Annotated in this window: 26 protein-coding genes; 24 read left to right on the forward strand and 2 right to left on the reverse strand. The window is 57.7% G+C overall.

Going from position 1 to position 20,816, the window contains the following annotated elements:
- The first annotated feature begins 166 nt into the window (after window positions 1-166).
- Window positions 167-448 (forward strand): type II toxin-antitoxin system TacA family antitoxin, encoded by a 282-nt coding sequence (locus tag DW49_RS0124935; protein WP_019742102.1) that lies wholly within the window; start codon window positions 167-169, stop codon window positions 446-448.
- The gene (locus DW49_RS0124940) at window positions 445-954 is read left to right on the forward strand and encodes a GNAT family N-acetyltransferase (RefSeq protein ID WP_019742103.1); all 510 of its coding nucleotides are present in this window, start codon (window positions 445-447) and stop codon (window positions 952-954) included. The genes DW49_RS0124935 and DW49_RS0124940 overlap by 4 nt, the downstream gene beginning before the upstream one ends.
- A gap of 53 nt (window positions 955-1,007) precedes the next feature.
- Here the strand turns inward: DW49_RS0124940 and DW49_RS0124945 are convergent, their stop codons facing one another.
- Both DW49_RS0124945 and parA read right to left on the reverse strand, forming a co-directional pair.
- Window positions 1,008-1,238 (reverse strand): hypothetical protein, encoded by a 231-nt coding sequence (locus tag DW49_RS0124945; protein ID WP_019742104.1) that lies wholly within the window; start codon window positions 1,236-1,238, stop codon window positions 1,008-1,010.
- A complete protein-coding gene (gene parA, locus DW49_RS0124950) occupies window positions 1,235-1,864 on the reverse strand; it encodes a ParA family partition ATPase (RefSeq protein WP_024421519.1) in 630 nt (209 codons plus the stop codon). The genes DW49_RS0124945 and parA overlap by 4 nt, the downstream gene beginning before the upstream one ends.
- A gap of 501 nt (window positions 1,865-2,365) precedes the next feature.
- Here parA and DW49_RS0124955 point away from each other — a divergent pair.
- The 22 genes from DW49_RS0124955 (at window position 2,366) to DW49_RS0125055 (ending at window position 20,377) form a co-directional block, all read left to right on the forward strand.
- Window positions 2,366-3,013: a helix-turn-helix domain-containing protein gene (locus DW49_RS0124955; protein WP_019740455.1), complete on the forward strand. Its 648-nt coding sequence runs from the start codon at window positions 2,366-2,368 to the stop codon at window positions 3,011-3,013.
- A gap of 390 nt (window positions 3,014-3,403) precedes the next feature.
- Window positions 3,404-4,102 (forward strand): lytic transglycosylase domain-containing protein, encoded by a 699-nt coding sequence (locus DW49_RS0124960; protein WP_005614718.1) that lies wholly within the window; start codon window positions 3,404-3,406, stop codon window positions 4,100-4,102.
- Window positions 4,102-4,437, forward strand: coding sequence for a hypothetical protein (locus DW49_RS0124965; RefSeq protein WP_005614716.1), 336 nt, complete (start codon window positions 4,102-4,104; stop codon window positions 4,435-4,437). Before DW49_RS0124960 ends, DW49_RS0124965 begins: the two co-directional genes overlap by 1 nt.
- A gap of 12 nt (window positions 4,438-4,449) precedes the next feature.
- On the forward strand, window positions 4,450-4,938 hold the full coding sequence (locus DW49_RS01000000128930; protein WP_005614714.1) for a VirB3 family type IV secretion system protein: 489 nt from the start codon (window positions 4,450-4,452) through the stop codon (window positions 4,936-4,938).
- Complete coding sequence (locus DW49_RS0124975; protein ID WP_169338191.1) at window positions 4,841-7,339, forward strand: VirB4 family type IV secretion system protein; 2,499 nt, start codon at window positions 4,841-4,843, stop codon at window positions 7,337-7,339. The genes DW49_RS01000000128930 and DW49_RS0124975 overlap by 98 nt, the downstream gene beginning before the upstream one ends.
- The gene (virB5, locus tag DW49_RS0124980) at window positions 7,336-8,022 is read left to right on the forward strand and encodes a P-type DNA transfer protein VirB5 (RefSeq protein ID WP_005614712.1); all 687 of its coding nucleotides are present in this window, start codon (window positions 7,336-7,338) and stop codon (window positions 8,020-8,022) included. Before DW49_RS0124975 ends, virB5 begins: the two co-directional genes overlap by 4 nt.
- Window positions 8,023-8,054: 32 nt before the next feature.
- The gene (locus DW49_RS0124985) at window positions 8,055-8,408 is read left to right on the forward strand and encodes a hypothetical protein (protein WP_024421521.1); all 354 of its coding nucleotides are present in this window, start codon (window positions 8,055-8,057) and stop codon (window positions 8,406-8,408) included.
- Between the two features lie 10 nt (window positions 8,409-8,418).
- Entirely contained in the window at window positions 8,419-9,351 is a 933-nt protein-coding gene (locus tag DW49_RS0124990) for a TrbL/VirB6 family protein (RefSeq protein WP_005614711.1), read from the forward strand.
- Window positions 9,352-9,418: 67 nt separating this feature from the next.
- A complete protein-coding gene (locus tag DW49_RS1000000131235; RefSeq protein ID WP_081591380.1) occupies window positions 9,419-9,685 on the forward strand; it encodes a conjugal transfer protein in 267 nt (88 codons plus the stop codon).
- Window positions 9,686-9,722: 37 nt separating this feature from the next.
- A complete protein-coding gene (locus DW49_RS0124995) occupies window positions 9,723-10,511 on the forward strand; it encodes a VirB8 family type IV secretion system protein (RefSeq protein WP_005614710.1) in 789 nt (262 codons plus the stop codon).
- A complete protein-coding gene (locus DW49_RS0125000) occupies window positions 10,501-11,310 on the forward strand; it encodes a P-type conjugative transfer protein VirB9 (protein WP_005614709.1) in 810 nt (269 codons plus the stop codon). Before DW49_RS0124995 ends, DW49_RS0125000 begins: the two co-directional genes overlap by 11 nt.
- The gene (locus DW49_RS0125005) at window positions 11,297-12,688 is read left to right on the forward strand and encodes a TrbI/VirB10 family protein (RefSeq protein ID WP_024421522.1); all 1,392 of its coding nucleotides are present in this window, start codon (window positions 11,297-11,299) and stop codon (window positions 12,686-12,688) included. Before DW49_RS0125000 ends, DW49_RS0125005 begins: the two co-directional genes overlap by 14 nt.
- Window positions 12,689-12,697: 9 nt before the next feature.
- Window positions 12,698-13,756 (forward strand): P-type DNA transfer ATPase VirB11, encoded by a 1,059-nt coding sequence (virB11, locus tag DW49_RS0125010; RefSeq protein ID WP_005614707.1) that lies wholly within the window; start codon window positions 12,698-12,700, stop codon window positions 13,754-13,756.
- A gap of 9 nt (window positions 13,757-13,765) precedes the next feature.
- Window positions 13,766-14,152 carry a hypothetical protein gene (locus DW49_RS0125015; protein ID WP_024421523.1) on the forward strand — a complete coding sequence of 129 codons (387 nt, stop codon included), beginning with the start codon at window positions 13,766-13,768 and terminating at the stop codon, window positions 14,150-14,152.
- The gene (locus DW49_RS0125020; RefSeq protein ID WP_004667995.1) at window positions 14,137-14,502 is read left to right on the forward strand and encodes a hypothetical protein; all 366 of its coding nucleotides are present in this window, start codon (window positions 14,137-14,139) and stop codon (window positions 14,500-14,502) included. The genes DW49_RS0125015 and DW49_RS0125020 overlap by 16 nt, the downstream gene beginning before the upstream one ends.
- Before the next feature lie 46 nt (window positions 14,503-14,548).
- On the forward strand, window positions 14,549-14,821 hold the full coding sequence (locus DW49_RS0125025; protein ID WP_024421524.1) for a hypothetical protein: 273 nt from the start codon (window positions 14,549-14,551) through the stop codon (window positions 14,819-14,821).
- 120 nt (window positions 14,822-14,941) lie between these two features.
- On the forward strand, window positions 14,942-15,175 hold the full coding sequence (locus DW49_RS0125030) for a hypothetical protein (RefSeq protein ID WP_005614702.1): 234 nt from the start codon (window positions 14,942-14,944) through the stop codon (window positions 15,173-15,175).
- Complete coding sequence (locus DW49_RS0125035) at window positions 15,175-16,848, forward strand: type IV secretory system conjugative DNA transfer family protein (RefSeq protein ID WP_005614701.1); 1,674 nt, start codon at window positions 15,175-15,177, stop codon at window positions 16,846-16,848. Before DW49_RS0125030 ends, DW49_RS0125035 begins: the two co-directional genes overlap by 1 nt.
- A gap of 40 nt (window positions 16,849-16,888) precedes the next feature.
- Entirely contained in the window at window positions 16,889-17,251 is a 363-nt protein-coding gene (locus DW49_RS0125040; protein WP_024421525.1) for a TrbM/KikA/MpfK family conjugal transfer protein, read from the forward strand.
- A gap of 27 nt (window positions 17,252-17,278) precedes the next feature.
- The gene (locus DW49_RS0125045) at window positions 17,279-19,444 is read left to right on the forward strand and encodes a type IA DNA topoisomerase (RefSeq protein ID WP_005614699.1); all 2,166 of its coding nucleotides are present in this window, start codon (window positions 17,279-17,281) and stop codon (window positions 19,442-19,444) included.
- A gap of 28 nt (window positions 19,445-19,472) precedes the next feature.
- The gene (locus DW49_RS0125050; protein ID WP_005614698.1) at window positions 19,473-19,757 is read left to right on the forward strand and encodes a hypothetical protein; all 285 of its coding nucleotides are present in this window, start codon (window positions 19,473-19,475) and stop codon (window positions 19,755-19,757) included.
- A 26-nt stretch (window positions 19,758-19,783) separates the two neighbouring features.
- Window positions 19,784-20,377, forward strand: coding sequence for a single-stranded DNA-binding protein (locus DW49_RS0125055; RefSeq protein WP_005614696.1), 594 nt, complete (start codon window positions 19,784-19,786; stop codon window positions 20,375-20,377).
- The last annotated feature ends 439 nt before the right edge of the window (window positions 20,378-20,816 follow it).

Below are 20,816 nucleotides of genomic sequence, written 5' to 3' on the forward strand. Positions count from 1 at the left end.
ACGCCAAGGGCATGGTTCAGGTTGTTTTTGTTCCCCCTGCGCATAATCGGCCGCTGCACATTACGCAAACAAACGTTCGAGCTGGTCAAGATAAGCCGGAATCACCAAAAGACTATCTAGATTCGTACGGCAAATTGCCGTACAGTTGCACAAGGAGGATAAAATCATGCCCACTGCCGTATCCACTGCCCGTCTAGAAGCCAGAATTAGCACCGATTTGCATTCGATGCTTAAGCGTGCAGCCGAACTTCAAGGGCGTACCATGACTGATTTCGTGGTGTCTGCTGTGCAGGATGCGGCGCAACGCGCCATTGAGCAGGCCGAAGTTATCCGGCTATCGCTGGCCGATCAGGATTGCTTTGCACAAGCACTGCTATCACCGGCGCAACCAGTCCGTGCTTTGGAACGTGCTTTTGCTCATCGCAGCAAGCTCTTGCGCACTGAATGAGCGTTGCACCCTTCAGGCTCGCGCTGCTCGATGCCACGCATGATCGCGCGGCATTCAACAGCGATTCGGAGCCATTAAATCGATACCTACGCGAGCAAGTCACCCAAGACGTTCGCCGCCGCGTGGCCGCTTGCTTTGTGGCTTTAGCAGACGGGCAGCGCATCGCGGGTTACTACACATTGGCAGCAGCAAGCCTATTATTGGCCGATCTTCCGGCCAGTATCGGCAAGAAGTTACCGCGCTATCCGACCGTGCCCGCCGTTCGTATGGGGCGCTTGGCTGTCGACCAGGCTTTCAAGTCGCAAGGTCTTGGCGGTGCGCTGCTGGCCGATGCGCTCGACCGTGCTATCCGTTCGGAGATTGCAGCCTTCGCCCTGATGGTGGATGCCAAGGACGAGGCGGCAGTGGCTTTCTATGGGCATCACGGTTTTATTGCATTGCCAGATTCGCCGCATACCCTATTTTTGGCGTTAGCAACCGTCCAAAATTTGCTAGGGAGCCGCTGATTTATCATGGTTTACCCTAGTAATCGTGAATAAGTAAAAACTTATAAGCGTATTTACTGCTTTCCGTACTTCTGTAAAAGAAGTTCTCTCACTTCATCTGCAATCCGGTTACCACGTTCAGCGCATTGTATTTTGATAGCTCGATGTAAGCTTTCTGGTATGTCGATAGTCAGGCGTTTGTTGGCTTCTTTGTCGCTGGCCTGGACCTCACGGTTCTGCACCCATTCTTCGGCAGCTGCGTTGACGGTGGGCTTAGCTCCAATCAAGATTTTCTTAGCGCTCATTTTCCGAACTCCATCAATTCAGCTACCAAGGCTTCAATTTCATTCGTTGCTGGCCCTTCTGCTGAAATTTCAAAAATGGCTTTTCCTTGCGCTGCTGCTTCGGCGTAGATAACACGCTGTGTAATTGTTGCTGACAGCAAAGTCACCGGATAGGCAGCCAGGGCTTCACCTACATCGCGACCTATAGCCGTATTTGCGATTTTACGATTTACCACAAAAGCGTATTTGAGACTTTCTTTATATACTGTGGCCTCCTGTACGAGCTTCACAACCTCATCAGCTGCCCAAATGTCATACGGGGATGGCTGCACCGGAATCAACACGAGGTCACTGGCCATGATCGCACTGCGGGCAAGGTCAGTAACTCGCGGAGGGCCGTCTATGATGATGTGATCATAGCCTTGGCCAACCTGGCTTATTTCTTTATGAATGGATGCACGGGGCAGGCCCACTACAGAAAAAAGCGGTTCACCTTCGCGGGCTGCTGACCAGTCCAAAGAACTTCCCTGAGGGTCAGCGTCAATCAGCAGGACGCGTGCCCCCCTTTTGGCAAGAGCAGCAGCGATATTGACTGATAGCGTCGTTTTACCTACCCCGCCCTTCTGATTCAAAACACCTATTATCATATCGGCCTCTGCGTAAATGCGATTTTGCGTATTTGTGATTAATCGCATTTACGATTATACAGAAAATAAAGTTATTAGGAAGCTGGAAGGACGTCTATTTAGGTGGGGGCTTACGGAGCCGCCAAAATTTTCGTCTACCTATAAGCATCAGTTGGCAGAGTCTGACCTATAGCGCTCTGGGTATAGGATGTGCAGCTCGGTAATTTCGCCATCAAAAATGCGGCAAAGATTTTCTGCCAACGCTGTGGAGGCGCGTTGCTCACCCCTTTCAACTCGGGAAAGGTTTCCCGTGTCTGTCCTGTCTGCCCCGACGTCAGCGAGACGGTTGGATACTTCAGTTAGGGTCCAACCTCGGGCGGTTCGAGCTTTTTTTAGCGGTGTCATAAGTGCTGCCTGATTGGAAAATACAGTGAATTCTGCGATTGGCGCATAATCAATTCAAGCAAAATTTGCGCATACGACTTTGCGCACCAAGCATGGTAGCTGGAAAATTCATGCCCTATGGATATAGGACAAATCATAAGAAACGCACGTAAGGCAAAAAAGCTTTCCCTAGAGGAGCTTGCCTATCAAATCGGCTCGGACTCAGGAAACCTTTCACGTTTCGAGCGTGGCTTGCAGGGAACTACCCCCGAAAAGCTAAAGCTCATCATGGCGGCGCTAGGTATCCAGCTTACTGCACAGCAGCAAATGGAAACAGTTCTGTACTCAGACCCCAATAACGTATCCGGCGTGCGTCAGCCTATACGCGAGCCTCGTGAATTTCCTCTTATTAGCTGGGTAGCAGCGGGGGAGGTTACCGAATCGCCTGGGAAAATCGGAGAAAGCCATAGGATGATACAGTCCACAGAAAACGCTGGTTACGGAGCTTATTGGCTTATGGTTAACGGCCATTCGATGACTTGCACCGGAAACCCAAGCTTTCCTGAAGGATCCTTGATTCTCGTTAAGCCTGATGCCGAAGTGATCAATGGAAAATTTTACGTAGTCGAAATGCTTGATTCTGGTGATAAAACCTTCAAGCAATATGTAGAAGACGCGGGATACCGGTATCTCCGACCTCTTAATGAAAAATACAGGACCATCGAAATCGACGGTAACTGTCGCTTCATCGGACGAGTAGTAGATGCGAGGATGTCGGGCCTATGATTCCAGGCTACTCCTAATTGCTCTAACAGCGCTCTTCTATCTCCAAACCCTCATAAGCCCGCACAGCGGGCTTTTTCTTACTTAAATTGCACTTGACGCAGAAATGGTTCTGCGCATAATGCAGTCTTGATTCTGCGAATAGCGCAGAATAGTGCTGGTAGGAACCAGCTCTTTCAAGGCAGCGATGGGTCGGCCTTAACGGCTCAGAGGGTTGGCAACTGGCCCAGGGTGCGCAGCGTAAAGCCCCAAACAAGTTTTCTGGCGGACAGGGTCGCGGCCGGAAATACGATTTAAGACCCCTCGATCTCATTATTGGGAGATCGAGAGGTTTCACCAAATGGCCTTGTACAAGGCCATTCGGGAAACCTCCCATAACGTAAGGAACCTGCAATGCTCACCACCAGCGCCTTCCTGGCCCTGGCTATGCAATGCGCTCCCTCGATACACCCAGCCACGCTTACCCCCATCGTCAAGACAGAATCCTCCTTCAATCCCTATGCCATTGGCGTGGTCGGCAAAGTGTTGCCGCGTCAACCGCAAAGCCTGGATGAAGCCGTTTTGGCGGTGAAAAAGCTGGTCGCGGAGGGGGCTGACTTCAGCATCGGCCTGGGCCAAATCAACCGGCAGCATTTCGATGTCAACCGACCCGAACCCGTATTTGAGCCCTGCACCAACCTGCGCATGGCCGCCGCTGTTCTTGAACAGTGCTATGCAGTTGCCAGTGCCAAGGAGCCCAACCGGCAGGCAGCGTTGCACAAGGCTATTTCCTGCTATTACAGCGGCAACCCCAAACGCGGCTTCAAGGCCGAGGCCGAATTTGGCGGCAGCAGCCACGTGCAACGTGTGTTGGCCAACGCAGGCACGACAACCGTGACGGTCCCTGCGCTGGAAGGCGGATCACCTGAACCGAACAAGCTCCAGCGCGCTCAGGCCCCGGCGTCCACCGTTGAGCCGACCTATGAAAGCTGGGACGTGCTGCGCCAGTACCCGCGACCTGCACAACCTCCCGTTTCTGCTCCATCCGCTGCACCCGCTGTTCCTGCTTCACCCCCTGAACAACCCTCAACTCCCCCCAAAGAGGATCAATGATGATCAAACGTACCCTTGTGCCCAACAAAGGCGAACTCTGCATTTTGCTGGTGGCAGTGGCCTGCCTGCCCGGCATCGCTTCCGCTGACTGGCTCAGCACGCTGAACCAGTGGGGCAGCAATATCCGCCTGGGCCTCTATCTCCTGGCGGGCACCTTGGGCCTGATTTGCCTGATCTGGTCAGGTGCTCAATGGCTGATTGCCCGCTCCACAGGCGACCGTTCGCACACCTTCATGGACTACCTGCAGCAAGTCGGCGTGATCCTGGTTGTCGGTGGTTCAGTTGCCTTGGGCACGGCAGCCTGGCAGGTGTTCGGCACCGGCGTTCCGGGTTGACCAGGAGCGCTTATGGCCGGTAACGAAGTACTCAAGAAACTGACCTTCGAAAGCTACAACGCGATGAGTCGGCCCGCGATGTTCTGGAACATCCCCATCATGCCGATGGTGGGCTTGCTGATGGGCGGCCTGGTCTTCGGTGTGGCCGCAACCTTCCTGCTGTCCTGGGTGTGGGGCCTGGTAGCTGCCTCCCCATTCCTGATTGCCCTCATTGCCTTGAGGGTCGTGGGCCTGATTGATCCTCAATATTTGCGCCGCATCCGCTTTGGGCGGCGGCGTCTCTGGCTGAGCCTCAAGTACGGCAAACCGTTGTTGCTGACCCCCTTTAACCCGCAATGGAATGAATTCTATGGCGCACGATTTTCACAAAAGCGTTATGCCCCCGGAAAAGAAAGCGCCATTGATGCGCTATCCGGTCCACGAACACATGGTGACCCTGCCCGGCAATCGCCTGGTGAGCCTGATCCAGTTGAAAGGGGTTTCCAGCGAAACCCGCAGTGATGACGAACTGGTCCACCTGTTTCATAACCTCAACCGCTACTTCCTGGCCCTGGGCAAGAAGGAAGGCAAGCACCTGATGCTGCAAACCTATATCACCAAGACGGGCATCGAGCTGGACACGCCGTACATCTTGCCGTTGCCCGCGCTTCAGGACTTCGTGGACGCCTACACCGCCCCGTTTCGCAACGGCACCTTCTATCAGGTCGGGTACAGCATTGCCCTGATCCTCAAGTACCGCGAGGTGGATGAAGGTATCGAGCGTATGAGCGACCTGTTATCGCTGTCCGAAACTTTGCTGGCCGAATATGACCCGGTCATCATGGGGCTGGAGGAAAACGAACACGGTGCGCTGTTCTCGCAGATCGGGCGCTACTACAGCCTGCTGATCAACGGCCATGAAAAAGACGTGCTGGTCAGTGATACCCGCCTGGGCGATGCGATCATTGATAGCGTCACCAACTTCGAAAACTACGATTTTGTCGAGAACCGGCCCAATCGGGGTGGCCAGCGTTTCGCGACCACCTTTGACCTGCGCGACTACCCCAGTGGCGGGACCTACCCCGGTATGTGGGACGAGGCCATCGAGCAGCAGTTCGAGTTCACCCTGGTGCAAACGTTTCTGTTCGAAGACCGCAACAAGGCCAAGGACAAATTCAAAAAGCACGTGGCGGACCTGGGCTCGGTCGAGCGTGATTCCAGGCAGACCGAGGAGCTTGAAAATGCCATCGAGGCCATCACCCTGGGCGACAAGGCGTTTGGTCGCTATCACGCCTCCCTGATCGTCTACGGCAAGACCCCGGACCAGGCCATCGAGAACGGCACGAAAATGGCTTCGGTGTTTACGGTACGTGACGCGACCTTCGTGCGTTCGACCATGAGCAACATCGACACCTGGTACACGCAGTTCCCCGGTGTGACAGAGGCCATGTACCCCATGATGAAATCGACCGAGAACCTGGCGTGCAGCTTTTCCCTGCACTCCACTCCCACGGGCAAGGTCAAGGGCAACCCCATCGGTGATGGAACGGGCGTGATGCCGGTGCTGACGGCCAACAAGGCGTTGTATGTCCTCAACGTGCACGACAGCCCGCCCGGTCAGAACAACCTCGGTGAAATGCTGCCAGGGCATGCGGTCTTCACGGGCCAGACGGGGGTCGGTAAAACCACCGCTGAGGCCACCCTGCTGACCTTTCTCAGCCGCTTCGATCCGCTGATTTTCGGCATCGACTACAACGAGTCGCTGAGACACCTGCTGTGTGCATTGGGGGCCGAGTATTACACCGTGCAGCTGGGGCAATTCACCGGCGTTAACCCGTTCCAGTTTCACGACAGTCCGGGGTTGCGGCAAATGCTGTTTGACCTGGTGCTGTGCTGCGCCGGTGGACCTGACAAGAGCAATGACGCTGACCAGAAAAGGATCAAGGACTCGATCGAGGCGGTCATGGCGCACACCAACGTGCGCAATCGCAGCATGTCGTTGCTGCTGCGAAACATCCCCGAGCAAGGCGAAAACTGCTTGCGGACCCGGCTATCGAAATGGTGTCGCCTGGCCGGTGAAGGCCGTGTAGGGCAATACGCCTGGGTACTGGACTCGCCGGTCAACCAGTTCGATGCGCAGACCTATCGGCGTCTCGCCTTCGATTGCACGCAGCTGCTCAAAAACAATTATGCCGAGAAACACCCCGAGGTCATGGAGGCGTTTCTGAACACGCTGTTCTACATGAAGCGCGAAATGCACGAAGCCCGCCCCGGCAACCTGCTGCTGAATGTGGTGGCCGAGTACTGGGCACCGCTGTCCTTCAAGAGTACGGCAGACGCCATCCAGGAGGTTCTGCAAAGCGGACGCATGCGCGGGGAAATCCTGATCATGGACACCCAGTACCCCGAGCAAGCGCTGGCGACGAAGTATGCTCCGGCGGTCATTCAGCAGGTGACCACCCCCATGTGGTTGCCCAATGAAAGGGCCCTGCCGGAGAACTACGCGAAGTTTGGCGTCACGGGCAAGCTGTTCGACACCGTGCGTGCCATGGGGAAACTCAGCCGGGAAATGGTGGTGCAGCAGGGTCACCAGACGGTGAAGCTGAAGATGGAGCTGGGCGGCCCCCTCAAGTACTGGTTGCCGTTGCTGTCGGCCACGGAAATGAACCTGGCGGTGGCCGAGCGCATCCGGCAACACCTCGGCACGACCGATCCCAAGGTATGGGTCGATGCATTCCTGGTGGCCGAGGCAGTGCGCCAATGGTTGAACACCGACGATCCCGCTGTGTGGCTGCCTGCGTTCGACTATGCCGAGGGCCTGCGCCAGTCCATGAAGACGCGGGATGCACAGCGCTGGATGCCGGCCTTTCAAAAAGCCTGGAAAGCCCTTCAGGAACACAACGAAATGGAGGTTTCATCATGAACAAACACGTGATGGCTTATGCGCTGAGCGCGCTCATAGTGACCGCCGCCCTGCCTGCTGCCCACGCCGCAGTGCCAGGCGTTCCGGTCCTGGACCCGTCTACCCTGCTCACGCTGAGGGCGAATGCGTTGGCCCAGGCCAAGCAGGCCATGGACGCGCTGACCACGGCCAAGGACGCCATCCGCGAGACCGCGCAGCAGTACAACCACTACAAGAGCATCATCACCGGCAATGACATGCTGGGTGGGTTCCTGAACGACCCGGCCTTGAACAAGGTGATGCCCATGGGGGACTGGGCCGATGTCTACGGCACGGCACGGGACATCGCCAGTTTGCGTGACCGCTACGGCTTAACCTCGGATAATGCCAGCGTGCAGGCGAAATTCGACCAGATGATGTCGGTTGCCGATGCGCTGGAACGCAATTACAACGCCAGTACCGAACGGGTCAAGAACGCCGATTTGCTACGGGCCCGGTTGAACGAGGTGACGACCCCACAGCAGAAGGAGGATTTACAGCTGCGCTACCAGCAGGAGCTGATCGAGCTGCAAAACCAGCAGATGCGGCTGGCCAATATGCAGATGCTTCAGCAGCAGCAAGAGAAAATGGAAAATGAAAAACGGGCCCAGGCGTTCAGTGACTACATGAACGGTAAAACGAGCGTGCGGCCCAGCTACGATTGATTAACCAATAAATTCAAAAGGGAAGATGACCCATGTTTAAAAGAATGACCGCTTTTTCTTGCTTGGTGTTGTTTGCACTGGCGCTGTCAGGTTGCTTTGATGGCAAAGGGCAAGGGTTCGTTGGGCGATGGACTGGCGAAGACATGAAAAGAATGGGCAAGCCAACCTTTGTCATGGATATCTCAAAAGACGGAGAAGTGTTTCACGTAAACCGTGAAACCACACAAGACCTTATGGGGGATGGGAAAAGAGAGAAAAGCATGAAGCTGTTAGAAGCCAAGGCTGAGTCGGATACGGTACTGAGTATGCGTGGCGGTCTTGTAACCATGCGTTTGGAAGGCGACGTCATCTATTTCGACAACATCACCTACACCCGAGCAAAATAACGGAGGCGGCATGAACATCAAAAACATAGCCCAGACGTTGTTCAATTTCGTTGATGCTGCTCTGCAAAGCGCCTTGGTCACCGGGATGGCCAAGGTGATGCTGGGGCTTGGAGCGCTCTTCGGGACGATGTGGTTGATCCAATTCACGCTTCGCAACATGCAGTGGCTGTACCGGGGAATGAACGTTGCCTTCGAGGATGTGGCCAAAGAAATTATGAAAATGGCTGCCATCACCGCGTGTGCGTTCAGTGTGCAATGGTACGTACAGACGATTGTGCCCTTTATCACCGGCTTGCCCAACTGGATGGGGGGAATTTTGTCCGGCCAGGAGGGCACGCAAACCAACCAGATCGACAGTTTGATCGTTACTTACGGTGCCAACCTGAAAGCCCTGATAGGGGCTATGAAGTTCGATATCTTCGACGCCAGTTTTTCTGATATTTGGTTGGGTATTCAGGCCGTGGTGTTTTATGTGCTGGGAGGTATCCCGTTCTTACTGGCTGCCGTGGCTACGCTGTTTGTACTGAAAGTCTCGACAACGGCTATTGTTGCCGTAGGGCCTCTGTTCATTGCCTTTCTGCTGTTTGAACAGACCAAGCAGTATTTCTGGGGGTGGGTTGCAGCCATCGCAGGCTTCATGTTGGCTCAGGTGTTGATATCGGTCGTGCTGGCTATCGAAATTGGTTTTATCAACACCGTGATGATTAAAAATGGCGTCATTGATACCAGTCTGGAGGGGAATCTCACCATCCTGATTGTCTTCTGCACGTTCACTGCGCTGGTAATCGAACTGCCTCAGCAAGCAGCCTCCATCATGGGCGGTGGCCCCTCCGGTGGCGGAATGATCAGCAAAATTTCAGGATTTGGAGCAGCCAAAAGCATGACCAGCGGTGCCGCTGCCGGCATTTCCAAACTGCGGAGGGGACGCAACAACATCAAATAGCACACCGCTTCACCGGCTACGCCCTCTCCCTACTCGCAACACCCTCGCTTCTCTCAGGTACTCCACTATGAATGTCAAACTTGCTTTGAGCGGGCTGCTTTCGGCTGCCTTGCTTTCAGGGTGTGGCTCCGCACCCAAACTGTCTGAACCGGAAGGGCAGTGGGAAGACATGCCCTTTACCCACAAGCCTGCGCCTAGCCAGATACAGCCAGCGGCAAGCCCCGCGCCCCAGGCCCAGCCGCTCAAGACCACCAGTCCAAAGCGTTCGGCAACCGCCTCCCCGGCAAAGCCCGCCGAGGCCCCGCCCAACGACTCCAAATGCTCCGCGAACTGATCCGCGCAGCGCGTGTTTGTCCAGGTTTAGGTGACTTATGAGAAAGCTACGAAAATCCAAACAGGACGTGATCGAGCAGGAGCGGCAACTGGCCGCCCGTACCAGCATCGACGCGGCCACCGCACAAGAAATCAGCCTGGCCGAACAGGCATTCATCCATGCAGCGCGGTATTTCGAGAAGAACATCGCCGCCGACGAGAAGGCCAAGACCAAAAACGCCCGTCGCCTGGCGGGCTTCTTCGGTGTGCTGACCTTTATGTCCATCGCCGCCGTGATGGGCCTGACCCCGCTCAAGACCGTGCAACTTGGCCTGGTACGGGTAGACAACAACTCCGGCTACACGGACGTGGTGTGGGCCGACGACAAGGGCAAGCCACCGGAGCAGATCGATGACGAGTTCTGGCTCTCGGCCTATGTACGGTTTCGCGAGAGCTACAACTTCTCAAGCCACGACGCAGAGTTCGGCATGGTGGAGCTGATGTCCTACGGCGAGACGTTTACCGAGTACCGCAACTTCCAATTGTCCTCCAAGGGCTATGTGCAGGTGCTGGGAACCAACCGGCAGATACGCACGGATGTCAACAATATCAACTTCCTGGAACGCAAAGACCGGGAAGGCACCGCCCAGGTACGGATCACCAAAACCGTGCTGGACCGCAACGGCATTCCCGATCCCCAGCTGCACCCGGTGACTTGGGTGGCCACAGTGACCTACGACTACAAGAACCCGACCAAAAAAGCCGGTGATCAGTGGCTCAACCCCCGAGGTTTTGGGGTCAAGGCCTACACGATGACCCAGGAAGTGGGGGTGTCCAATGGGAAATAAAGCCGCTTCAGGCCTGACGGCGCTGTTGGCCTTAACGTGTGTCGTCCCGGCTCTTGCCGAGAGCATGGGCACCGGCTCATCACTCGACCGGCGCGTGCAGACCGCTGTTTACAGCCCGGACAACGTGTACCGCATCCAGGCCTCGGTGGGTCGTACCTCGCTGGTACAGCTTCCGGCCAACGAGACGATCAATGAGGCGTCAGGCCTGATGGTGTCCGGCGATCCGAAAGCCTGGTCCATCGGCCCGAATAAGGCCGGTAACCTGGTGGCCATCAAGCCCATTACCGACCAGGAGCCCAACACTAATCTGGTGATCAACACCAACCGGCACACCTACCTGCTGGAACTGAAACTGGTGACTCGGGCTGCGGACATGACCTACGCGCTGCGCTTCACCTACCCCGAGCCGCCGAAAAAGACCGGCGATGTACGCCGTGACCCCGGCAACCCCTGTGACGGCCCGGTGCAAAACGGCCCCTATCAGAAGCGCTCCAGTTCAGAGAGCAGGTCCATAGCGCCTTACGAGGGCTGGGACAACGGCATGCTGACCTGCTTCCGCTTCACCGGCAACGGGCCTCGCCCGGTGCTGTACCAGGTATTGCCCGATGGCACCGAAACCCTGGCCGACGCGCACAACGATCAGAACGTGGTCGTGGTGCATGGCGTCAGTCGGTTGTTCAGGTTTCGGCTGAACAGCTTGTTGGTGGAGGTGCGACCTACCGCCCAGGTGAACACGGGTTACAACTTCAACGGGACCACCACTGGTGAGATTCGGGAGCTCAAGCATGCAGAACAATGACAACGACCAGGCTCCTGAGAACACTCAAGGGACCACCGCCCAGCCAGATAGCATCGGGCCGCCCGAATCCGCAGCGGCTCCAGCAGCGGCCACGGAGCAAGGAGCGGCACCGAAACACGCCCCGGCCTCGGAGCCCGCCAGCACCCACGCCCGTGGGGCCTTTGACGTGCGGACCAAACGCACAGGCGATACCCAAAACAGGAAGACGCTTTACCTGAGCCTGGCCGCGCTGGGGTTGGTGGGGCTGCTGGCTATTGCCGCGCTTTGCTACGCCACCATTTCCCAGATGAAAACCACCGGCTCAGAGGTCGATGAAACCCACGTCAAGAAGGACGCGACCCTGGACGTGAATCTGGGCAGCGACGACAGCATGAAGAAGGCTCGGGAAGCCAAGCTGGCCGCTGACAAAGCCGAAGAGGACAGGAGAGCCCGCGCTGAAAGAGACCGATTGGCGAAGGAGGAAAAGGATAAAAGGGACGCCAATCGCGGATCGACCGATCAGGGACATGCCGCCAGTGTGCCGCCACCGCCCGGCCAGAACACACCGGTCGTGGAGACCCCCCGGCAACGCAAACTGGGGGCTGCAATGTTCGTCACTTCGGAAGATGCGATGGGCACCGACGCTGCGGATACTCAGCCGCAACAGCCGCCAAACGATCAGCCCTCCCTGCCGCCTTCATTGCTGGCTGACGTGCAAGGCGGATCGAGCGGCGGGCTGGGTGGTGAATCGCCCTCCAGAAAACGCAGCAGTCTGAGTGACCTGGGCGGCACCACCTTTGCGCCGGCCAAAGCGTACCTGGCACCGAACCGCAAGTACCTGGTCAGCCACAACACCTACACGCGCTGCGCGCTGTACACCGAAATCATCAGCACCCACCCAGGCCTGGTGGATTGTCGTCTGACCGATCCGTTGTATTCCGCCGATGGCTCCACGGTGATTGCGGCGGCGGGTGACAAGCTCACCGGTGAACAGACCGTTGAGGTAGGGCCAGGCGAAACCAGCGTGTTTACCACCTGGACCGAAATCGAAACCCAATCGGGCGTGCGGGCCAAGCTGGACAGCCTCGGTGCAGGCCCTATGGGGGCCAGCGGGACCGAAGCCTGGATCAATCGTCACTACATGCAGCGCTTTGGCGGTGCAGTGATGTTGTCGTTCATCCAGGACGCGCTTCAGGCTGCGTCCAACACCACGCAGAAAAGCTCGGGGTCAGGAGGCTACACGGTGAACAACAGCGAGCAGAACGTGGAGAGCATGGCCAACAAGGCGCTGGACAGCACCATCAACATTCCGGACACCGCGCACCTGCTGCCGGGCACGGTCATCACCGTCATCGTGGCCCGCGACATCGACTTTTCATCGGTTTTCGAGAACCGCTAAGGAGTATTCATGACGCAAGAACCAGATCACTCCCAAGACCCAGAGGAACAAGGGCTGACCGAATACACGCTGGTCCTGGACTTTCTCGACCAGGCAGGCGTCACCGAGCGCCTGAATCGCCCCGGCACCCAGGACGTGGCCATCAACCGGCCTTACGAGCTGTGGGTGGACGGTCCAGACGGCTGGGTGCGCGAGGACGCGCCCTGGCTCACCTACAGCCTGTGTTGGCGGCTGGCCAATGCGCTCTGTGCGCTGAACTACCGCGTGCTGGCCCCTCATTCACCGATTCACACCGTGAAATTGCCTGGCGGGGAGCGGGGGCAGATCGTCATGGCTCCGGCATGCGAGGAAGGCACCCTGTCGATGACGTTTCGCAAACCCTCCTTGCTGCGCTTCACCCACAAGGATTACGTCAACAGTGGCCGCTATGACCGGGCCCAGGCCATCGCTTCACCGGTGCTGACCCTCAAGCCCTGGCAGTGCGACATGAAGGACGCTCACGCTGCCGGGGACTGGGACCCGTTCATGGAAACTGCCGTCGCCCATCTCCAGAACATCATCGTGTTCGGCGGGCCAGGGTCGGGGAAAACCACTTACGGCAAGACGCTGATCGACCTGTTTCCGGCTCACCGGCGCATGGTCACGATCCAGGAAATGCTGGAAGACACCCTGCCTTTTCATCCCAACCATGTGCATCTGCACTACGGGCATGTGGTGGGCCCCAAAGCCCTGGTAGCCAGCGCGCTGCGGATGAAGCCCGACCACCTGTTTCTCGCCGAGCTGACCGGTGACGAGGTGTGGCACTATATGGAGATTCTGAACACCGGCACCAAAGGCACGGTGACCACGGCTCACGCCAACGACAGTGAAGCGGGCTATGCGCGTGTGTGCGGCCTGGTGAAGCAGTCGGAAGTCGGCAAGGGCCTGGACTACGCTTACATCGAGCGCCTGGTACGGACCTCGTTCGACGTGGTGGTGTACATGGAAAAGCAGGACATCCTGGAAGTGCATTACGAACCCGAATACAAGCTGGCCTTGCTCAATGGTCAGCGTCAACGAGCTAAATAGGAGTGTGTCATGCGGTTGAAACGGATTTTTACTCGGATGTTTGCAACACGCGGTAGCGATAAGCGCGTAGCAGAAAGGCCCGAGCCACCCACACAGCCATACATTCTGCTGCTCAATTACTCACAGTTCTACGCAGTGGCCGAAGCCATCCAGATGGATTACGTCACGCTGCACAACAGCATTACGCGCAACCCTGCACGCGGCCTGGAGAAAGCCCTTGTAGAACGTGAGCGGCACAACCGTGATGCATTGGGGCAAGTGTTCACGATGATCGAAGCGATCCAGCCTTATCCGAACACGTTCGCAGCCTTCGAGGCGGCACGTGCTCATGTTCAGAAGGCCGAGCACACGCTCGCCCGGCAGGGTGACAGGAGACGTTTATGTGGTGGAGACTGACATTACTGGTCATCGCATTGATGCTGGTGTTCTTCGTGGCAGGCCTGTACGCAGGGGGAGCGATGTTTCTGCAGCTGACCCAAGGGCACTTCGCGGGCTTGTCCTGGGACACGCTGTGGGAGGCCCGCAAGCTGCCCTGGAACGACCGGCGGATGCTGTACGTGCCCTGGTCGTGGTGTGTGACGGCGGCCCTGACCTTCCTGCCGGTCGGCGTTACGTTGATGGCCGTTTTCGTGCGCCTGAAGCCCAAGACCTCGCTGCACGGTGATGCCCGCTTTGCCAACGACCGCGAGCTGCGCCAGTTCGAGTACCAGGGCGAATACAAGAACACCAGTAAGGCCCGCAAGTAGGCTTTACGCTCACTACATGCATTCAGACAACAGACGAGGCATTACGATGACCACCGAAAAAGTGTTCGCAAAAAGTGACGCAAAAGACGTACTGGCGCTCTCTAAGGCATCAGCAGAAGCCATGTTGGCGAACTTCACCATAACCATCGTGTTGGCGGATACGAAAACCGATGATGAGGTCACGCCGTTTATCGAGAGGCTGAACACCGGCCACAAGGGGAGCTGGACCACGCTCGCCAATAGTGAGTCAGGCTATGCCCGTGTCCGTGTGTACCGTTTGGCAAAGCAACCCGGTAATACCCGTAACACCAGCAAGTAGGCGTTGCCCCCGCATCGCCCTCTGATACTCCCGCACTTTCAAACCATCCCAATGCACCGCTACGCAGTCGGCTATCAGCTGTCTGGCGTTTGGCTGTGCCTACTCAAAGGAAAAATGACCATGAATGTACGTACCGCACTGACCCTGTCCGCAGTATTCATGCTGTCCCTGACTGGCTGCGCCACCCAGTCCCAGGTGGATCGACAGACGAACCAGCTCGAAGTCATCAGCGCCTCGCTCAATCAGATTCAGGCCAACCAGCAGCAGTCCATCGAGTTGCAAAAACTTCAGGCTGATCTTCAGCAGCAAAGCAACAACGAACAGACGCTTCAGCGTCAAGCAGGGAGCCGCTGATGGCCAGAGCTAAATCCAAACCCATCAGCCCGGACAATCCCCAAGAACGGATCGAGGAGCACCCCGCGATCCTCATTGGCAAACACCCCACCAAGGACACCTTCTTAGCCAGCTATGGCCAGACGTTCGTCATGCTGGCCGCGCCCCCTGGCACCGGCAAAACGGTGGGAGTCGTTACCCCCAATCTGTTGAGCTACCCCGATTCGGTGGTGGTGAACGACCCCAAATTCGAAAACTGGAGGGACACGGCAGGTTTTCGGGCCGCAGCCGGACACAAGGTCTACCGCTTTTCGCCGGAGCTTCTGGAGACGCACCGCTGGAACCCGCTAAGCGCACTCAGCCGCGACCCGCTGTACCGCTTGGGGCAGATACGCACGCTGGCGGGTGTGCTGTTCGTGTCGGACAACCCCAAGAACCAGGAGTGGTACAACAAGGCTGCCAACGTGTTTGCGGCCATCTTGCTGTACCTGATGGAAATGGAAGGCATGAAACTCAATGGTATGAAGCTGACCTTGCCCCAGGCCTATGAGGTGGCGTCACTGGGCACCGGGCTCGGTGTGTGGGCGCAGCAAGCCATCGAGCAACACAGCACTGGCCCCAACGCGCTGTCAGTGGAAACCCTTCGTGAGCTCAATGGCGTGTTCGAGGCCTCGAAGAACAAGAGCAGCGGATGGTCTACCACCGTCGATATCTTGCGCGGTGCCTTGTCCATGTATGCCGAGAAAACGGTGGCCTGGGCAGTCTCAGACACCGACATTGACTTCACCAAGCTGCGCAAGGAGAAGATCAGCATCTACTTTTGCGTGACCGGTAACGCCATCAAGAAATACGGCCCGCTGATGAACCTGTTCTTCACTCAGGCCATTCAGCAGAACACCGATGTGATGCCCGAGCAGGGTGGTCATTGCGCAGACGGCACGTTGATACTCAAGTACCAGGTGTTGTTCGTGATCGATGAAATCGCGGTCATGGGCCGTATCGAGATCATGGAAATGGCCCCGGCGCTGACACGCGGTGCAGGCCTTCGCTACATCATCATTTTTCAGGGCAAGGACCAGCTGCGCAGCGAGCGCACGTATGGCCGGGAGGCTGGCAACGGCATCATGCAGGCCTTTCACATCGAAATCGTCTACGGCACCGGCAATGTCGAGCTGGCCAAGGAGTACAGCACGCGCCTGGGCAACACCACGGTGCGCGTCCATAACCAGTCGTTGAACAGACAGAAGCATGAAATCGGTGCTCGAGGTCAAACAGACAGTTACAGCGAACAGCCCCGACCGTTGCTGTTGCCGCAGGAGGTCAGCGCCCTGCCTTATGGCGAAGAGCTGATTTTTGTGGAAGCCACAAAGACGACACCCGCTGCCAACATCCGAGCCCGAAAAATCTTCTGGTACGAAGAACCCGTGTTCAAAGAGCGAGCCGGTATGCCGACGCCCGATGTGCCGATTGGCGATGCTTCCAAAATCGACGCGCTCACCGTGCCGGTGCGCACCGTCGAAGCCAAGGTGGCAGTGGCCGACACCAAGCCCATGCAGGCCGAACAGCGGCAGCGCTGGAACCCCAAAGACACCGCGTCCGAAGTGGCTCGGGCCGAAGCGGTCAAGGCTCAGCCCCCCGAGGTCGAGCCGGATCCCGAGCCTGCGCAGGCTGACGATACCCCCGAAACGATGTAGCACCCCCACCGACGCCTCCCGGCGTCAGCAGGAGCAACACATGAATACCTTCAGCAAAACGGCTGACCCTCAGGGGCAGGCCGCTGGCAAAGCCGTGTCCGGTCGCGGCAAAACGCGGGTCTGCGCACTGTTTGCGGTGTGCCTGTTGGGCAGCGGTTCAGCCTACGCCGGTGACCCGTGCAAGTCCGTGCTGTGCCTATACGGCAGGTTCACCGGCAACAGCGGTGGCAGCGAGTGCCGCAGCGCCGAACAGGACTACTTCAGCATCCTGGTCAAGAAGCACGGGAACATCAGATGGAGCCAGACCGCCACGGCGCGCCAGGACTACCTCAACAGCTGCCCCGGTGCTGATCGCGGATACACCCAAAAAATCAACGACAAGTTCGGCAAGGTCCGGGGCTAAGCCCCAGATCCTGACAAGGAGAACACCATGCGAGTATTCATTGCGGAAAAGCCCGCCCTGGGCCAGGTCATTGCCGAGGCGCTGGGCACCGTCATACGCAAGGACGGCTATTTCGAGTGCGGCAGCAACGATATCGTCACCTGGTGCGTGGGCCACCTGCTCGAACTGGCCCCACCTGAGGTGCACAACCCTGATTATAAAAACTGGGTCCAGGCCGATTTGCCCCTGAAGCTGCGCCCGGCCCAATACCAGCCGATTGCGCGCACCCGCGACCAGCTCAAAGTGGTCCAGCAGCTGATCGGTCGCGCCTCAGAAATCGTCCACGCCGGTGACCCGGACGACGAAGGCCAGTTGCTGGTCGATGAGGTCCTGGTGCATTTCGGCAACACCGCGCCGGTCAAACGCATCCTGATCAACGACATGAACGCCAACGCTGCCCGCAAAGCGTTGGAGGGGCTGCGCGACAACCGCGAGTTTTACGGCCTGTTCCAGAAAGCTCTGGCCCGCAGCATCGGCGACCAGTTGTACGGGTTCAACATGACCCGCGCCTGCACCCTGGCCGGTAGGGCCAAGGGCGTTAAAGGCGTGTTGTCGGTGGGCCGTGTCCAAACCCCGATCCTGGGTCTGATCGTGAACCGCTACCTGGCCAACAAGAGTCACGCCAGTGCGTTTTACTACACGGTTGCGGCAAGCCTGGCCTTTGGTAGCAGTCGTGCGCAGGGCCGCCTCGTGGTGGCCGCTGATGCCCCGATTGATGACAAGAACCGGATCATTGACGAGGCATACGCTATTCAGGTGGCTGACGCGTGCCGAATGAAACCCGCAGACGTGATCGAGGCGCGTGTGGAAGAGAAGCAAACGGCGGCACCTTTGCCGTTCGCGTTGCTCGACCTGCAGGTGTACATGAGCAAGACCCACAGCATCGATGCCGAGAAAACCCTGGCCCTGACCCAGGCGCTGCGTGAGAAGTACAAAGCCATCACCTACAACCGTTCGGATTGCAGTTACCTGTCCGACGAACAATTTGCCGAGGCTCCGCAGACCTTAAGCCTGCTGAGCGAAGCCCTGCCCGACTTGGCCGGGATGTTCACAGAGGTGAATTCGGAACGTAAAAGCCGAGCCTTCGACGACAGCAAGGTTTCGGCGCACACCGCCATCATCCCAACGGCAGTGAAGATCGACATTGCCCAGCTGAGTGACGAAGAACGCGCCGTGTACCTGGCCATCGTCAAACGCTACGTCGCGCAGTTCTTGCCCGAAAAACGTTACCTCAGTGCCGAAGTGCGTTTTGGCGTGAACGGCCACACCTTCGTTGCGCGCTCCACCAAAGTGACGCAGCCCGGTTGGACGGCGCAGGTCACTGAAGAAAACGAGCCAGACGAAGACGCCTCGAACGCCGCCGAGGTTGCGAGCCCCTTCGATGCTCTGGCGGATTTGAAAGTCGGTGACGCCGGGGTATGCGACGGCATTACGGTGGCCAAGGAAAAAACCAAGCCCCTGCCGCTCTACACCGAAGCCGAGCTGCTAAAGGACCTACGGCGGGTCGCCAAGTATGTGAAAGACCCGCGCATCAAGCAGTTGCTGATCGACCGTGACCAGGGCAAGAAAGGTGAGAACGGCGGCATAGGCACCCCGGCGACCCGTGGCGCGATGCTGGCCAAGCTTCAGGAGCGGGGCTTCTACGCGGTAGAGAAGAAAAAACTGATCCCCACCCAGCTGGGGCTGGAGTTCATTGCCGCGTTGCCAGCGATTGCGACCACGCCGGACATGACCGCGCTCTGGCATGAACAGCAACAGATGATCGAGGCCGGTGAACTGACCGTGGACGCGTTCCTGGACGAACTGGAGGACTTCATTGCCCACCAGGTGCATAACGTCGATCTGGGCAACGTGCAGGGTGACGGCAAGCCGGTACTGGACAGCCTGAACGCCCAGTGCCCCATGTGCGGCAGTGACCTGGCCGTTACCCCGCGGGTGATCGGCTGTCGCGCCTGCGTGTTCAAGTTTTACCCGGAAGTCAGCGGCAAGATGCTGTCGCCTGGCCAGATCGAGGCGTTGCTGACGACGGGCAAGACCGGGGTACTGAAGGGCTTTCACAGCAAGAAGACCGGCAAGTCCTTTGACGCGGCCCTGAAGCTCAACAACGAAGCCAAGCTGGAATTCGTATTCAGTCGCAAACCCACGCGCGCGTGACCCCCTCTCTCCAAAGGAGGCTTTAGCTATGCTAGAGGAACAACAGCCCAAGGCGGCGCAGTGGCCAGACGGCGAAACGATGACGGCGCACTGCCCCAACTGCGAAACCCCTGCGACAGTGGATATCGTCAACGTCAAAGCGTGGGAAATGACCTGGCGTCCAGTGGATTGCGACAACTGTTTTGCAGAGTTTGAGTTGTCGGCAGACGGTTCAACGGCATTGCTGCTGGGCCCAGCTGAGCAGTCCACAGCCCTAGGCCGAAAGCTTCTGAGCACGATATTCGTGTTTGATCCGAACGAAGACACCCCTTAAAAACTCATTGAAGAAGGAGCGCAATCATGGCGCGTGGCATCAATAAAGTGATCCTGGTAGGCACCTGCGGACAAGACCCTGACTGTCGTTACCTGCCCAACGGCACGGCCGTAACCAACCTGAGCCTGGCCACCAGTGAGCAGTGGACTGACAAGCAGAGCGGGCAGAAGGTCGAAAAGACCGAATGGCACCGCGTGTCGCTGTTCGGCAAGGTTGCTGAAATCGCCGGCGAATACCTGCGCAAGGGCTCGCAGGTGTACATCGAGGGCAAGCTGCAAACCCGCGAGTGGGAAAAGGACGGTATCAAGCGCTACACAACGGAAATCGTCGTGGACATGCAGGGCACCATGCAGCTGCTCGGTGGCCGTCCACAGGGCGACGCTCAACAGGGTCAGGGTGGCGGCAACTACAACCAGTCTGCCCCTCGTCCGCAGCAGTCGCGCCCCCAGCAATCGGCGCCGCAGCAATCCGCACCTCAGCAAAACCACAACCAGCCGCAGCAACGCGACTCGCGCCCTGCGCCGCAACAGCAAGCACCGCAGCCCGCTGCGGATTTCGACAGCTTTGATGACGATATCCCGTTCATGGACCCCTACCGGTTCAGCTGGATGCTGGTCTGACCCACCCACACATCGATCTTGCCCACGTCAGGTGCCGCGCTCCCGGCTCGTCGTGACGCGCTCTATCGTCGCGGCGAACGGAAGCACGGGCGCAGCGCACACTTGACGGTACCGGGACCAGAAAAGGCTCACCTTGGGAGTGTGGGGTAGCTTCACCACCCCGCGCTCCCGAGGTCAACGCGGCCGTTGCGAGATGACAAGGGCCGCGCCCTTGGTGTTAAAACCGCCCAACCAACCACATTTCAAAACGGTGCCCAGTTATTGGCACCGCGACTTCGATCAACCTCAAATCACTCAGGATCATTCATTATGAAAGTCGTCATCATCAATTAGTATCCGCGCCACAAACCCCACCTAGCAAAAAATGAGGGTCTGGTTTACCGAGGCATCTCTGGCGAGCAGTTCCACGGCAACAATGTTTCGTAATCCTCTACCGATG

It is taken from the genome of Pseudomonas avellanae BPIC 631, assembly GCF_000444135.1.
GTDB lineage: Bacteria > Pseudomonadota > Gammaproteobacteria > Pseudomonadales > Pseudomonadaceae > Aquipseudomonas > Aquipseudomonas avellanae.

Coding starts and splice junctions, on each gene's coding strand:
- DW49_RS0125055 (WP_005614696.1), top strand. CDS start 19,784: ATGGCGCGTGGCATCAATAAAGTGATCCTGGTAGGCACCTGCGGACAA.
- DW49_RS0125025 (WP_024421524.1), top strand. CDS start 14,549: ATGACCACCGAAAAAGTGTTCGCAAAAAGTGACGCAAAAGACGTACTG.
- DW49_RS0124965 (WP_005614716.1), top strand. CDS start 4,102: ATGATCAAACGTACCCTTGTGCCCAACAAAGGCGAACTCTGCATTTTG.
- parA (WP_024421519.1), bottom strand. CDS start 1,864: ATGATAATAGGTGTTTTGAATCAGAAGGGCGGGGTAGGTAAAACGACG.
- DW49_RS0125020 (WP_004667995.1), top strand. CDS start 14,137: ATGTGGTGGAGACTGACATTACTGGTCATCGCATTGATGCTGGTGTTC.
- DW49_RS0124935 (WP_019742102.1), top strand. CDS start 167: ATGCCCACTGCCGTATCCACTGCCCGTCTAGAAGCCAGAATTAGCACC.
- DW49_RS0124990 (WP_005614711.1), top strand. CDS start 8,419: ATGAACATCAAAAACATAGCCCAGACGTTGTTCAATTTCGTTGATGCT.
- DW49_RS0125015 (WP_024421523.1), top strand. CDS start 13,766: ATGCGGTTGAAACGGATTTTTACTCGGATGTTTGCAACACGCGGTAGC.
- DW49_RS0124955 (WP_019740455.1), top strand. CDS start 2,366: ATGGATATAGGACAAATCATAAGAAACGCACGTAAGGCAAAAAAGCTT.
- DW49_RS01000000128930 (WP_005614714.1), top strand. CDS start 4,450: ATGGCCGGTAACGAAGTACTCAAGAAACTGACCTTCGAAAGCTACAAC.
- virB5 (WP_005614712.1), top strand. CDS start 7,336: ATGAACAAACACGTGATGGCTTATGCGCTGAGCGCGCTCATAGTGACC.
- DW49_RS0124960 (WP_005614718.1), top strand. CDS start 3,404: ATGCTCACCACCAGCGCCTTCCTGGCCCTGGCTATGCAATGCGCTCCC.
- DW49_RS0124945 (WP_019742104.1), bottom strand. CDS start 1,238: ATGAGCGCTAAGAAAATCTTGATTGGAGCTAAGCCCACCGTCAACGCA.
- DW49_RS1000000131235 (WP_081591380.1), top strand. CDS start 9,419: ATGAATGTCAAACTTGCTTTGAGCGGGCTGCTTTCGGCTGCCTTGCTT.
- DW49_RS0124995 (WP_005614710.1), top strand. CDS start 9,723: ATGAGAAAGCTACGAAAATCCAAACAGGACGTGATCGAGCAGGAGCGG.
- DW49_RS0125000 (WP_005614709.1), top strand. CDS start 10,501: ATGGGAAATAAAGCCGCTTCAGGCCTGACGGCGCTGTTGGCCTTAACG.
- DW49_RS0125005 (WP_024421522.1), top strand. CDS start 11,297: ATGCAGAACAATGACAACGACCAGGCTCCTGAGAACACTCAAGGGACC.
- DW49_RS0124985 (WP_024421521.1), top strand. CDS start 8,055: ATGTTTAAAAGAATGACCGCTTTTTCTTGCTTGGTGTTGTTTGCACTG.
- virB11 (WP_005614707.1), top strand. CDS start 12,698: ATGACGCAAGAACCAGATCACTCCCAAGACCCAGAGGAACAAGGGCTG.
- DW49_RS0124940 (WP_019742103.1), top strand. CDS start 445: ATGAGCGTTGCACCCTTCAGGCTCGCGCTGCTCGATGCCACGCATGAT.
- DW49_RS0125050 (WP_005614698.1), top strand. CDS start 19,473: ATGCTAGAGGAACAACAGCCCAAGGCGGCGCAGTGGCCAGACGGCGAA.
- DW49_RS0125040 (WP_024421525.1), top strand. CDS start 16,889: ATGAATACCTTCAGCAAAACGGCTGACCCTCAGGGGCAGGCCGCTGGC.
- DW49_RS0125035 (WP_005614701.1), top strand. CDS start 15,175: ATGGCCAGAGCTAAATCCAAACCCATCAGCCCGGACAATCCCCAAGAA.
- DW49_RS0124975 (WP_169338191.1), top strand. CDS start 4,841: ATGCGCTATCCGGTCCACGAACACATGGTGACCCTGCCCGGCAATCGC.
- DW49_RS0125045 (WP_005614699.1), top strand. CDS start 17,279: ATGCGAGTATTCATTGCGGAAAAGCCCGCCCTGGGCCAGGTCATTGCC.
- DW49_RS0125030 (WP_005614702.1), top strand. CDS start 14,942: ATGAATGTACGTACCGCACTGACCCTGTCCGCAGTATTCATGCTGTCC.